Source organism: Ferribacterium limneticum (genome assembly GCF_020510565.1).
Taxonomy (GTDB): domain Bacteria; phylum Pseudomonadota; class Gammaproteobacteria; order Burkholderiales; family Rhodocyclaceae; genus Azonexus; species Azonexus limneticus_B.
This window is the reverse complement of the sequence record NZ_CP075189.1, coordinates 51,349-64,469: the sequence shown is the minus strand read 5'-3', so window position 1 is coordinate 64,469 and position 13,121 is coordinate 51,349. Positions and strand designations below refer to the sequence as shown.

The 13,121-nt window shown below is 64.0% G+C and carries 8 protein-coding genes and 1 riboswitch; of the genes, 4 read left to right on the top strand and 4 right to left on the bottom strand.

Annotated elements, in window-relative coordinates; genetic code table 11:
- Positions 1–273: 273 nt before the first annotated feature.
- The 4 genes from KI610_RS00260 to KI610_RS00245 are packed head-to-tail and all read right to left on the bottom strand — an operon-like array spanning position 274 to position 3,896.
- Positions 274–627, bottom strand: a complete 354-nt coding sequence (locus tag KI610_RS00260; protein ID WP_226496735.1) for a DsrE/DsrF/TusD sulfur relay family protein — start codon at positions 625–627, stop codon at positions 274–276.
- Positions 628–643: 16 nt separating this feature from the next.
- Positions 644–2,200 carry a phosphonate ABC transporter, permease protein PhnE gene (gene phnE / locus KI610_RS00255; protein ID WP_226496734.1) on the bottom strand — a complete coding sequence of 519 codons (1,557 nt, stop codon included), beginning with the start codon at positions 2,198–2,200 and terminating at the stop codon, positions 644–646.
- Positions 2,191–3,018, bottom strand: coding sequence for a phosphonate ABC transporter ATP-binding protein (locus KI610_RS00250; RefSeq protein WP_226496733.1), 828 nt, complete (start codon positions 3,016–3,018; stop codon positions 2,191–2,193). The genes phnE and KI610_RS00250 overlap by 10 nt, the downstream gene beginning before the upstream one ends.
- Positions 3,015–3,896, bottom strand: coding sequence for a putative selenate ABC transporter substrate-binding protein (locus KI610_RS00245; protein WP_226496732.1), 882 nt, complete (start codon positions 3,894–3,896; stop codon positions 3,015–3,017). The genes KI610_RS00250 and KI610_RS00245 overlap by 4 nt, the downstream gene beginning before the upstream one ends.
- Positions 3,897–4,184: 288 nt before the next feature.
- Here KI610_RS00245 and KI610_RS00240 point away from each other — a divergent pair, with 288 nt between their 5' ends.
- From KI610_RS00240 to metH, 4 genes are all read left to right on the top strand, one after another.
- A complete protein-coding gene (locus tag KI610_RS00240) occupies positions 4,185–5,543 on the top strand; it encodes a sigma-54-dependent transcriptional regulator (RefSeq protein WP_226498590.1) in 1,359 nt (452 codons plus the stop codon).
- Positions 5,522–7,543 (top strand): sensor histidine kinase, encoded by a 2,022-nt coding sequence (locus tag KI610_RS00235; protein ID WP_226496731.1) that lies wholly within the window; start codon positions 5,522–5,524, stop codon positions 7,541–7,543. Before KI610_RS00240 ends, KI610_RS00235 begins: the two co-directional genes overlap by 22 nt.
- A 100-nt stretch (positions 7,544–7,643) precedes the next feature.
- A complete protein-coding gene (locus KI610_RS00230; RefSeq protein WP_226496730.1) occupies positions 7,644–9,203 on the top strand; it encodes a sensor domain-containing diguanylate cyclase in 1,560 nt (519 codons plus the stop codon).
- 94 nt (positions 9,204–9,297) lie between these two features.
- A riboswitch (S-adenosyl-L-homocysteine riboswitch) is annotated at positions 9,298–9,382 on the top strand.
- A 76-nt stretch (positions 9,383–9,458) separates the two neighbouring features.
- Positions 9,459–13,121 (top strand): methionine synthase, encoded by a 3,663-nt coding sequence (gene metH, locus KI610_RS00225; protein ID WP_226496729.1) that lies wholly within the window; start codon positions 9,459–9,461, stop codon positions 13,119–13,121.

Genomic DNA, 13,121 nt, shown 5'->3' with positions numbered 1-13,121 from the left:
TCCCTCTTATATGCGACCCCGTGTCGCAAGGGGGAAACAGTGCAATGAATGTGCCATTCGGCATAAGTCATTGAACGATGAGGAATCAGGGTTTGGGGGCGGGGTGAAAAACCGGGACATTTTGTCCATGGTCGGCGAAGGTGGGACATTTTGTCCCACCGAAACATCCCGAAAAGCCCTTCCTGCCAGCAGATTGGACGGCTACGAAAGCGAGGCTATTCCCACGGTCAACCGGAAAAAACGCCAAAAAATGAAATGCTCGCCCAGGAGAAATCAGAAGGTGATCACCTTGTCCGCCGCCAGCGTCGCCTCGGCCAGCTCGACCAACGTGCCGATGGAAGTACCGGGAATCAACGGCAACTCGCCAAGACCACGGGCCAGCGCGCAGGTCCGGCACAGACGGATGTCGACGCCCTGCCCGACCAGCCCTTCGACCATACCCTGCAGCCCATTGCCGGCGCCGTCGATCTGGTTCGGCAAACCAAGCACCGTGGCGTCGGACATCAGAAAAATGCGCACCGCCGGCTTGGCGTCGCTACCGGCCAAGGCCGTGGCCAGACGCAGGGCGGACAGACAGCGTTCGCTGCCATAGGGGGCGGCGTTGATGATGATCAGGATGTTTTGCATGATAAATCTCCGAGGTTCAGTGCATTTTTCGCCGCAACCACGCACTGGCCTGATCGACGGCAATCGACAGCAGCAACATGGCGATGATCACCGTCGATGCCTGGGCGTGGTGGAACAGCGAGAGTTCGAAATAAAGCAGTTGGCCGAGCCCGCCGGCGCCGACGAAGCCGAGGATGGCGGCCATGCGGATGTTCATTTCCCAGCGGTAGAGCGTGTAGGCGATGAGCTGCGGGGCGGCGCCGGGCAAGGTGCCGTAGAGGAAGGCGAAGCCGCCCGGAGCGCCGGCCAGACGCAGGGCCAGGCCGGGGGTCGGCGGGGCGTTGTCGAGGGCTTCGGCGTAGAGGCGACCGAGGACGCCGGTTGTGTGCAGGGCCAAGGCCAGCGCGCCGGCGAAAGGGCCGAGGCCGACGGCCAGCGCGGTGATGGTGGCCCAGACGAGTTCCGGCACCGAGCGCAGGGTGTTGAGCAGGAAGCTGAACGGCGCCCGCCATTTCGGTAGCGCCAGCAGCAGGCCGGCGACGGCGGCGAGCAAGGTGCCGACAACCGAGATGGCAAGCGTTTCCCAGATGCCCTTGCCGACCTTGGCCAGCCACTCGGCCGACAAATCGGGCGGAAAGAAGCCGGCGACGAATTCGCCAATGCTGCGGGCGGCTTCCACGGTCAACAGGGATTTCAGGCCAATTTCCAAATAATTGAAGCTGGCGACGATGCTGACGACCAGCACCAGCCCGAGCCCGCCGCTACGCCAGCCGAAGGGCGAGGCGCGGTTGGCCGGCGGTGTGTCGAGGGCCCGGCGCAGCCAGCCCGAGAAACCGTCGGCGGCGAAAACGAGGACCATGAAGGCAAACAGGATGGTCGCCGCTTCGCCGCCGTTGAGCATTTTCATGGCCTGATCCATGAGCTGGCCGAGGCCGCCGGCGCCGACGAAGCCCATCACCACCGAGGCGCGGATGGCGCATTCCCAGCGATAGACCGTATACGAGGCCAGCTCCTTCGAGGCCTGCGGGATCAGCCCATAGAGGATGGCCAGCGGCCGGCCGGCGCCGTTGTGGCGGAGCGCCCGGGCTGGGGCGGCATCGACCGATTCGAGAATTTCGGCATAGACCTTGGCCAGCATGCCGCCGTAAGTCAGGCCCAGCGCCAGCACGCCGGCCGCCGGGCCGAGGCCGAAGACGCGGACGAAAACGAGGGCCCAGACCAGCTCGGGGATGCCGCGCAGGATAGTCAGCAGGCTGCGCGTGACGGGGTTGAGCGTCGGCTGCTCGCGCCCGGCGCCGGTCGCCAGATAGCCCATCGGCACGGCGATCAGGAAGGCCAGCGCCATGCCGGCCGTGGCGATGGCCAGGGTTTCGAGCGTTGCCTTGGCCAGATAGCCCATGAACTCGGCGCCGGTTTCGGGCGGCAGGAAGCCGGCCAGGAAGTTGCCGATGACCTTGAGGTTGCCCGGATCGAACAACACACCGGGCTTGACCTCGGCAGCCTGAAAGAGCGGCCAGAGGACGACCAGCGTGGCCAGCGCGCCGATCAGGCGGCTGCGGGCGGCGGGGTCGCGCTCGGCAGGGTTCAACAACATGCGGCGCGCGTCGCCGCGTCGTTGGCGGCAGATTGCGACAGGAAATGCGGTTCGTGCGCCTGCACCGGCAGTTCATCGCCTTCGCTGGCGTAGAGGTAATGCAGCAGCGGCACGCTGACGTCGCCGGCCGGCAGGTCGAAGGCAATCTGCCCGGCCCTGACACCGACGATGCGCGAGAAATTGCCGAGCGCCAGATCGACGGCGTGCAGGCTGGCGACCAGCGTTGCGCCGCGCGCTGCGGCGTCGGCGATGAGCAAGCGGATGGTGGCCAGGGCCAGCGTCGGGTCGAGGGCGGAGACCGGTTCGTCGGCGAGGATCAGTTCAGGCTGCTGGTAGAGCACGCGGGCGATGCCAACGCGCTGCAACTGGCCGCCGGAGAGCTGGTCGCAACGGGCGAACAGCTTGTCGGCGAGGTCGACGCGTTCGAGCGCGGCGCGGGCTCCCGGGATGTCGAGCGGGTAGAGCAGCGAGGCCAGCGACTTCCAGGCCGGCCATTGGCCGAGCTTGCCGGCCAGTACGGCGGTCACGACGCGTTGCCGGCCGGGAATCGGCGGCGCTTGATGGACGGTGCCGATGCGGGCGCGCAGTTTGGCGGTTGCTACGGTCAACCCGAAATTTTGGCCAAATTCCAAAATGTCGGCCGTGCCAGCCGTCGGCGCCAGCGCCGTGCCGAGCACCGAGAGCAGCGAGGTCTTGCCAGCGCCTGAGGGGCCGATCAGGGCGATGCGCTCGCCCTTTTCCGCCTTGAGCGTGATGCCATCCAGCGCGGCAAAGCCATTGGCGTGGGTCAGCCCCACGCCGTTCAAGCAAAAACTCACTTCAACAAGCCGGCAGCGTGGGCTGCCTTTTCGATACCGTCGTAGTTCTCCTTTTTGGTCGGAATGAACTTGGCGGCGCGTTGCAGGGCGAGGATTTCCTTGTGTTCCGGGTTGGCCGGGTCGAGTTTGAGGAAGGCGTCGGTCAGCTTCTTGACGACGACCGGATCGAGATCGCCGCGCACCGTCCAGTTGTAATCGAAGTAAGGCGGCGTCGTCGAGAAGACGCGAACCTTGTCGGTATCGACCTTCTTCGCTTCAACCAGCTTGTCCCAGACCGAGGCGTTGAGCACGCCAGCTTCGGCCTTGCCGGCGGCGACGAAGGCGACGGTCGCGTCATGGGCGCCCGAGTAGGCGACGTTCTTGAAATCCTTTTCCGGATTGAGGCCGGCTTGCTGCAGGAAGAAACGCGGCATCAGGCTGCCCGAGGTCGACGACGGCGCGCCGAAGGCGAAGGTCTTGCCCTTGAGGTCGGCCACCGTCTTGATGCTCGGGTCGGCGGTGATGAACTTGGAAGTGAAGCGGGCATCCTCCTCGCGCTGGGCGATGGGGATGGCCGTGCCGTTGGTGCGGATCTTGGCCTGCACGAAGGTGAAGCCGCCGAGCCAGGCGAGGTCGATCTTCCTGGTGGCCAGCGATTCGACGACGGCGGCGTAGTCGGTCACCGGGGTGAACACGACCTTCATGCCGGTCTGCGCTTCGAGGTATTTGCCGAGCGGAGCGAACTTGCGTTGCAGCTCGGTCGGTGCTTCGTCGGGAATGGCCGAGACGCGCAGGATGGCTTCGTCGGCAAAGGCCGGCAAGCCGGCGGTAAGTGAGGCAGCGAAAGCGCAGGCGACCGCGCCCTTGAGCGCCGCGCGGCGCAGTGGGGAAAAGCTCATGTTGTACTCCGATTTATACAGCAACCGCCGCCGTGCGGATGTCACGGCAGCTTACAAGGCACCGGGGTGCCACCATTTCAATGCGGTACGCAGACCGCGCGCCGGCATTATAGCCGGCGCTTGGTCGCAGCAATTTCGGTGCCTGCTACGGTCGACCGGAAAAAACGGCCAAAATCGAAATAGCCGGCCCGGCATTGCGACATTTCGGCGCACCGGGCAGACAAAATGACCCGCCACCCGGCTGCCGAGGCATGCGAAAATCAGCCGGAAATCACCAAAATAACGATCATGGACGAGACAAATCCAAGCCATCACGACGCCCCCTGGCAGCAATATTCGGTGCTCATCGTCGACGACGAGCCGGGCATGCAGAGCTTCATGCAGCGGGCGCTCAGCACGCGTTGCGGCGTTGCCGACTGCGCCGGCAGCGTCGAGCAGGCGCGGCCGATGGTCAGCCGCAGCCATTACGACCTGATCGTCCTCGACATCGCCCTGCCCGGCCTGTCCGGTATCGACTGGCTGCATGAGCTGCGCGACGAAGGCTATGTCGGCGACGTCGTGCTGATGACCGCCTACGCCGACCTCGACACCGCCATCGACGCCCTGCGCGCCGGCGCCGCCGACTTCCTGCTCAAGCCGTTCTCGCTGGCCCAGGTGCTCAATGCCATCCAGCGCTGTTTCGAACGTTCCAGCCTGGCCCGCGAAAACTTCGTTCTGCGCCGCGAAGTAAGCACTAACTCGGCTGACATCGAAGGCGTCATCGGTCAGTCGGAAGCCATGTTCAGAGTCTGCGAACGCCTCAAGCGCATCGCCCCGACGCCGGCCACCGTGCTGCTCAGCGGCGAATCCGGCACGGGCAAGGAAGTCGCCGCCCGCGCCCTGCACCGCATGAGCCCGCGCGCCGGCGGCCCCTTCGTGCCGGTCAATTGCGCGGCGATTTCGGCCGAACTCATCGAGTCCGAACTGTTCGGCCACGTCAAGGGCGCCTACACCGGCGCCGCGCAAAGCCGCGAAGGCCTCTTCTACTACGCCCGCGGCGGCACGCTGTTCCTCGATGAAATCTCCGAACTGCCGCTTGCCGCGCAGGCCAAGCTGCTCCGCGCGCTGGAGGAAAGACGCATCCGGCCGGTCGGCTCGGAACAGGAAATCGCCGTCGACGTGCGCGTCATCGCCGCCACCAACCGCGACCTCAAAGCCGAAGTCGCCGCCCAGCGCTTCCGGCCCGATCTCTACTACCGGCTGCAGGTGCTCGAAGTCACGCTGCCGCCGCTGCGCGACCGGCCGGAGGACATCCCGCTGCTCGTCGAGCATTTCATGGCCCTGCTTACCCCCAGCCTCGGCGTCCCGCCGCTCAGCCTCGACCCGCGCACCCAGGCCCGGATGGCCGATTACGACTGGCCGGGCAATGTGCGCGAACTGCGCAATCTGGTCGAACGCTCACTGATCCTCGGCTGGTTTGACATCGGCAGCGAACCGGAAATTGGCATCACGGCCATTTCGAGCAATGCCGAAACCCTCGAAGCCGTCGAAAAACGCCACATTCTCGCCGTGCTCGCCGCCAGCGACGGCAACAAGTCCGAAGCCAGCCGCCGGCTCGGCATCTCGCGCAAAACGATGGACCGCAAGTGCCAGGCCTGGGGGATCTGACCCCCCCGGAGACCCCGCCGATCCGGCGCTCCATCCGCGCCCGGCTCCTGCTGCTGGCACTGATCCCGCTCGGCATCGTGCTGCCGCTGACGATGGCCGCGCTGGCCTATTGGGGTGGAGACTATCTCGACCGTCTGCTCGTCACCAAAGTGCGCTCCGACCTCGCCGTCGCCCACGGCTATTTCGAACGGGTGACCGATGGCGTCGGCCGTTCGGTGGCCAGCCTGGCCGCCTCCGAACGGCTGGCGCGGGCGCTGCGCAACACCGCCAGCCGCCAGGAAATGGCCGTGGCCAAGCTGCTCGACTCGACGCAGCTCGAATACAAACTTGATTTTTTGCACTTTTTTGACGTTGACCGTAGCAAACAGGATGCCGCTACCTGGTCAGTCATCGCCGCGGCGCTGGCCGGCAAGGCGAGCACCGAAACGGAAGTCTTCTCCGCCGCGCAACTGATTTCGATCAAACCCGAACTGGCGGCCCGCGCCCACACCACCATCGTTACCACGGCGAATGCCCGGCCCGACCCGCGTACAGCCGAAACGCGCGGCCTGGTCATCCACTCGGCCGCTCCGGTGCACGATGCCAATGGCCGACTGGTCGGCGTGCTGGCTGGCGGCGTGCTACTCAACAAGAATCTCGATTTCATCGACCACCTCAACGCCATCGTTTACCCCGAGGGGGCCCTGCCCTTCGGCAGTCTCGGCACGGCAACGCTGTTCCTCGGCGACGTGCGCGTCGCCACCAACGTCCGGCTGTTTGGCGACACCCGGGCCATCGGCACTCGCGTTTCCCAAGCGGTCTACGACACCGTGCTCGGCGCCGGCCAGACCTGGCTCGATCGCGCCTTCGTCGTCAGCGACTGGTACGTCTCGGCCTACGAACCGCTGCTCGACAGCCGCCAGCAACGCATCGGCATGCTCTATGTCGGCTTCCTCGAAGGCCCCTTCGTCGATGCCCGCAAACAGGCCTTCGCCGGCCTAATCGTGCTCTTCGCGCTGGCCATGCTGATCGCCGGCATCTTTGCCGTGCTTTGGGCGCGCCGCGTCTTCAAGCCGATCGAGCGCATGCACGCCACCATGCATGCCATCGAAAACGGCCAGGACGAAGCCCGCGTCGGCGCAGTGGCCAGCCAGGATGAGCTCGGCGTCGTCGCCGCCCACTTCGACCGCATGCTCGACCGCCTGCAGGCCCAGGCCACCTCGCTCAAGCGCTGGGGCGCCTCGCTCGACGCCAAGGTGGCGGAACGCACGGCCGAATTGGAGCAGGCCGTGGCGGACCTCAAGGCCGCCCAGTCGCAACTTGTCATGAATGAAAAACTCGCCGCCATCGGCCAGCTGACGGCCGGCATCGCCCACGAAATCAACAACCCGATCGCCGTCATCCAGGGCAACCTCGACGTCCTGCGCGACCTGCTCGGCCCGCAGGCCGAACCCGTCGCGCCGGAAATCAGGCTGATCCACGAGCAGGTCCAGCGCATCCGGCTGATTGTCGCCAAACTACTGCAATTCGCCCGGCCGCAGGATTACGTCGGCTATCTCGAACCGACCGATCCGGCCCAGCTGATCCAGGACAGCCTGCTCCTCGTTCGTCACCTGTTGAAGACCGGCAACATCGCCATCGAACAGCACGTCGAGTCGACCCGCCAGATCATCTGCAACAAGAACGAGCTGCAGCAGGTCGTCATCAACCTGCTGGTCAACGCCATCCAGGCCATGCCCGAGGGCGGCGTATTGAGAATTACCGTCGACGACTGGGACGAGGCCGACATGCCGGTCGGCATCCAGCTCTATGTCGAGGACTCCGGCCCGGGCATCAGCAAGGCCGACCTCGAGCACCTGTTCGAACCCTTCTTCACGGCCAAGAAACCCGGCGGCAACGGCCTCGGCCTGTGGGTCAGCAAGAACCTCATCGAACGCTACGGCGGCCACCTGACGGCAAGCAGCGCCCCCGGCGCCGGCGCCCGTTTTACCGTCTGGCTGCGCTGCGAACCGCTGGCTTGAGCCGTGCCGCCTGCGATCCGACAGGCCCTAGGGTAATCCAGAGGGGATATTTACAGCGCCGAAGGTCAATGAGACATTCGAGAAAATTGCGGATTTCATCATGTCTCGCCCACGCTTTCGCCCCACACTTCTGATCCTGCTCGCCGCCTGGCTGGGCACCATCGCCATCGTCACGCACACGCTGTTGTCGGCGGAAATCAACCGCTGGGAGGCGAAATTCGACGTCGATGCCAGGCTGCTGGTCAGCGACATCAAACACAAGCTCGATACCAACGAAGCCGTTCTCGCCGGGTTTTCGGCGTTTCTGCAGGCGGTGGACCGCAGCGATACTGACGCAACCATGCGCTACGCCGCCTCGGCCGCCTCCGCCTATCCCCACATTTACATGATCGAAGTCGCCCGCAAGCTCGACCTCGACGACGAAGCGGCTTTTCAGGCCTCGTTGCGCAAAATATGGCGAGCCGATTTCTCGATCAAGGATTTCGCCGAAATCACCGGACGAACGTTTCAGGAAGATCCCCGGAAGAGGGTGACCTGGCCCATCCTCTTCATGTATCCGGCGCTCCCCGAAGCCCGGGCGATTTACGGCGTACGCCTCGAAACGGTCGACTATTTGTCGCGGACGGTGGCCCTTGCCCAGCGCAACATCAAGCCCGTCGTCTCGCCTGTGTTCAGCCTGTACGAAGGCGGCGGCGCCTACATCCTGCTCCAGGAAGTGAATCGCCCCGCCGGCAAGGTGCCGTCCGAACTCAATTTCTTCGGCGACACGATGATGGCCTTGCTACTCGTCAAGACCCAGGCCCTGATCCCGGCCAGAAGCAGGGAGCCCGATTACGCCAACATCAGCATTTCGGCCTCCATCGTTTCACCCGGTAATCCGGAAACGCTTCTCTTCGAGCAAAACGCCCCGGAAGCCGGCGGTCTCGAGCACCTGATCCTGCCGAATTTCGCGCGCCAGCTGGGCATCGACAATTCGTCGCAGCCGACGCAGATACGCTTTGCCCGCCAGTTGTTGTGGGGCGATTTCCTGCAGCCCGAGAAGCTCATGATCCTGCTCCTGCTCGGCGGTGCCCTGCTCGTCGTCCCCTGGGTCACCATCCGCCACTACCTGAGCCTCGACCGCGCCGAAGTCGAGCAGGAGCGCTCGGCCTACCTGGCCACGCATGACCTGCTGACCAGCCTGCCCAACCGTTTCCTTTTCACCGATCGATTCGAACACGCCTTGCGCAACTGGCAACGCAACGGCCATTCGTTTGCCCTGATGCTGGCCGATCTCGACTACTTCAAGGAAATCAACGACCGGCACGGCCACGACGTCGGCGACCAGGTGCTGGTTGCCTGCGCCAGCCGGATGGCCGGCGAACTCCGTAGCTGCGACACGGTGGCGCGCCATGGCGGGGACGAATTCGTCATCCTGCTGGCCAACGTGCAAAGTCCGGAAGATGCCGAAAATGTCGGCAAGAAAGTGCTGGCCGCCGTTTCAGAGCCCATCGAGACGACAGCCGGCGTGGTCCGCCTATCGTGCAGCATCGGCATTGCCATTTGCCCGACGCACGGCACCAATCTCGACGTGCTACGCAAGGCAGCGGACATCGCCATGTATGAGGGAAAGGATCACGGGCGCAGCACAGTGTCCGTCTTTTCCGGCAAAGTGACCTGAGTTGCCAGGCCGATAGCCGCCAGTGATGCGGGCCTTTTCCACTAAATCAGTCGCTTAACTTGGCATCCGGCAGCATGGCCGGTAAACTGTGCACTCTGCCGAGGAGCGCTGCGACCCTTTTCACGCTGTTTGTGAATTACGGGGCCAGGCTCGGCAATGTTCAACGGCGCTCGCAAACCTTACTCCCAAGCCGGTTTGCGACGCCGTTTGTCTTTTGCGGCGTCCCTGGTGTTATTTGCTTTGCCGAGGTGATCCATGCAGCCTGACCGTACCGCCGAACTTTCCGCCCTGCTCGCTCAAAAAATGCTCGTCCTCGACGGCGCCATGGGCACCATGATCCAGCGCCACGGATTGCAGGAAGCCGACTATCGCGGCGAACGCTTCAAGGATCACGGACATGATCTCAAGGGCAACAACGACCTGCTGGTCCTCACCCAGCCCGACATCATCGCCGGCATTCACCGCGAATACCTCGAGGCCGGAGCCGACATTCTCGAGACCTGCACCTTCAACTCGACCGCCCTGTCGCAGGCCGACTACAAGCTCGAATCCATCGTCTATGAACTGAACCATGCCGGCGCCACGCTGGCCCGCGAGCTGTGCGACGAATTCACTGCCGCCAACCGGGCCAAGCCGCGCTTCGTCGCCGGCGTTCTCGGCCCGACGAGCCGCACGGCATCGATCTCGCCGGACGTCAACGACCCCGGCTACCGCAACGTCAGCTTCGACGCCCTGGTCACCGATTACCTTGAGGCCATCCGTGGCCTGACCGACGGCGGTGTCGACATCCTGCTCGTCGAAACCGTCTTCGACACGCTCAACGCCAAGGCCGCGCTGTTCGCCATCGAAAAGTTCTTCGACGCCACCGGCCGTCGCTGGCCGGTGATGATTTCCGGCACGATTACCGACGCCTCCGGCCGCACGCTGTCCGGCCAGACCGCCGAAGCCTTCTGGAACTCGCTGTCGCACATCAAGCCCGTGTCGTTCGGCCTTAACTGTGCGCTCGGCGCCAAGGAACTGCGCCAGTACGTCGAGGAACTGTCGCGCGTCTGCGACTGCTACGTCTCGGCCCACCCCAACGCCGGCCTGCCCAACGCATTCGGCGGCTACGACGAGACGGCCGACATGCTGGCCGATGAAATCGAGAGCTGGGCCAAGGCCGGCATCGTCAATATCGTCGGCGGCTGCTGCGGCACCTCGCCCGAGCACATCAAGGCCATCGCCGAACGGGTTGCTACGGTCAACCCGAGAAAAGTGCCGAAAATCGAAAAGAAGCTGCGCCTTTCCGGGCTGGAGCCGTTCAACGTCGGCGCCGATTCGCTCTACGTAAACGTCGGCGAGCGGACCAACGTCACTGGCTCGAAGGCTTTCGCGCGCATGATTTTGGAGGGACGCTTCGACGACGCGCTGGCCGTCGCCCGCCAGCAGGTCGAAAACGGTGCGCAGGTCATCGACATCAACATGGACGAGGCGATGCTTGATTCCATCGCCGCCATGGATCGCTTCCTCAAACTGATCGCCTCGGAACCGGACATTTCGCGCGTGCCGATCATGATCGACTCGTCGAAATGGGAAGTCATCGAAGCCGGCCTCAAGTGCATCCAGGGCAAGGGCATCGTCAATTCGATCTCGATGAAGGAAGGCGAAGCCAAGTTCATCGAACACGCCCGCCTCGCCCGCCGCTACGGCGCCGCGGTCATCGTCATGGCCTTCGACGAAAAGGGTCAGGCCGATACCTTTGCCCGCAAGACCGAGATTTCGAAGCGCGCCTACGACCTGCTGCTGGGCATCGGCTTCCCGGCCGAAGACATCATTTTCGACCCGAACATTTTCGCCATCGCCACCGGCATTCCGGAACACGACAACTACGCCGTCGATTTCATCAATTCGGTGCGCTGGATCAAGCAGAATCTGCCGCACGCCCACATTTCCGGCGGCGTTTCCAACGTCTCGTTTTCTTTCCGCGGCAACGATGCCGTGCGCGAAGCGATCCACACCGTCTTCCTCTACCACGCCATCAAGGCCGGCATGACCATGGGCATCGTCAATGCCGGCATGCTCGGCATCTACGACGATCTCGAGCCGGAACTGCGCCAGAAGGTCGAGGACGTGGTGCTCAACCGCAATCCTGAAGCCGGTGAAGCGCTGGTCGATTTCGCCCAGACCGTGAAAGAAGGCAAGGCCAAGGACACCGGCCCCGACCTGAGCTGGCGCGAGCAGTCCGTGGAAAAACGTCTGGAACACGCCTTGATCAAGGGCATCACCGATTTCGTCGTGGCCGATACCGAAGAAGTGCGCGCCCAGCTCGAAGCCGAAGGCAAGCCGCCGCTTTCCGTCATCGAAGGCCCGCTCATGAACGGCATGAACCACGTCGGCGACCTGTTCGGCGCCGGCAAGATGTTCCTGCCGCAGGTCGTCAAATCGGCCCGCGTCATGAAACAGGCGGTTGCCCACCTGCTGCCCTACATCGAAGCGGAAAAGACCCGCACCGGCCTGGGCAGCAAGGGCAAGATCCTCATGGCGACGGTCAAGGGCGACGTGCACGACATCGGCAAAAACATCGTCGGCGTCGTCCTCGGTTGCAACGGCTACGACGTGGTCGACCTCGGCGTCATGGTCTCCTGCGACAACATCCTGAAAGCGGCGCTTGAGCATCGCGTCGACATCATCGGCCTGTCCGGCCTGATCACGCCATCGCTCGAAGAAATGGCCCACGTCGCCAGCGAAATGCAGCGCCTGAACATGAAGCAGCCGCTGTTGATCGGCGGCGCGACGACCAGCCGCGCCCACACCGCAATCAAAATCGCCCCCAACACCGATGGCGCCGTCGTTTACGTGCCGGACGCCTCGCGTGCCGTCGGCGTCGCCACCAAGCTGCTCTCGGTCGATCAGCGCGACGGCTACATCGCCGAAATCGTTGCCGAGTACAAGGCCGTGCGTAGCGAACACGCCGGCCGCAAGGGCGCCACCATGGTGACGCTGGAAGAAGCCCGCGCCAACCGTTTCACGTGGAACCTGCCGTTCACGCCGACCATTCCGAAACAGCTCGGGCTGCAAACGCTCAACCCGAGTCTGGCCGACCTGGCGCTGCTCATCGACTGGACGCCGTTCTTCCAGAGCTGGGATCTGGCCGGCCGCTATCCGGCCATCCTCGAAAACGAAACGGTCGGTGAAACGGCCCGCCAGTTGTTCGACGACGCCAAGAAAATGCTGGCCAGAATCGTCAGTGAAAACTGGCTGTCGGCCCGTGCCGTCTTCGGCCTCTACCCGGCCAGCAGCGAAAATGAAGACATCATCATCTACGCTGACGAATCACGGACCACCGAACTCACCCGCTGGGTTGGCCTGCGTCAGCAGCACAAACAGCCGAAGGGCCGCTTCAACGTCGCGCTGGCCGATTACATCGGCGAACGCGACTACGTCGGCGCCTTTGCCGTCACCGCCGGCCATCGCATCGAAGAGCGCGTCGCCGCCTTCGAGGCAGCCAACGACGACTACTCGGCGATCATGCTCAAGTCGCTGGCCGACCGTCTGGCCGAAGCCGCTGCCGAATGGCTGCATCTGCAAATCCGCACCCAATACTGGGGCTATGCCAATGATGAATCGCTCACCAACAATGAGCTGATCAACGAGCAATACCAAGGCATCCGCCCCGCCCCCGGCTACCCGGCCTGCCCGGACCACACCGCCAAGCGCGAACTGTTCGCCCTGCTCGACGCACCGGCCAACGCCGGCATGGAACTAACCGAATCCTGCGCCATGACACCGGCCGCCGCGGTATCCGGGTTCTACATCGGGCATCCGGGCGCGGCATATTTCGCCATTCCGAAGATCGGGCGCGACCAGCTCGAAGACTGGGCCAAGCGCAAGAACATGTCGATCAAGGATGCCGAGTACTGGCTGGCGCCGCTGCTGTAA

Bases quoted from the DNA above. Each gene is read 5' to 3' on its own strand.
- KI610_RS00260 (WP_226496735.1), bottom strand. From the start codon at position 627: ATGCAAAACATCCTGATCATCATCAACGCCGCCCCCTATGGCAGCGAA.
- phnE (WP_226496734.1), bottom strand. From the start codon at position 2,200: ATGTTGTTGAACCCTGCCGAGCGCGACCCCGCCGCCCGCAGCCGCCTG.
- KI610_RS00245 (WP_226496732.1), bottom strand. From the start codon at position 3,896: ATGAGCTTTTCCCCACTGCGCCGCGCGGCGCTCAAGGGCGCGGTCGCC.
- KI610_RS00240 (WP_226498590.1), top strand. From the start codon at position 4,185: ATGGACGAGACAAATCCAAGCCATCACGACGCCCCCTGGCAGCAATAT.
- KI610_RS00230 (WP_226496730.1), top strand. From the start codon at position 7,644: ATGTCTCGCCCACGCTTTCGCCCCACACTTCTGATCCTGCTCGCCGCC.
- metH (WP_226496729.1), top strand. From the start codon at position 9,459: ATGCAGCCTGACCGTACCGCCGAACTTTCCGCCCTGCTCGCTCAAAAA.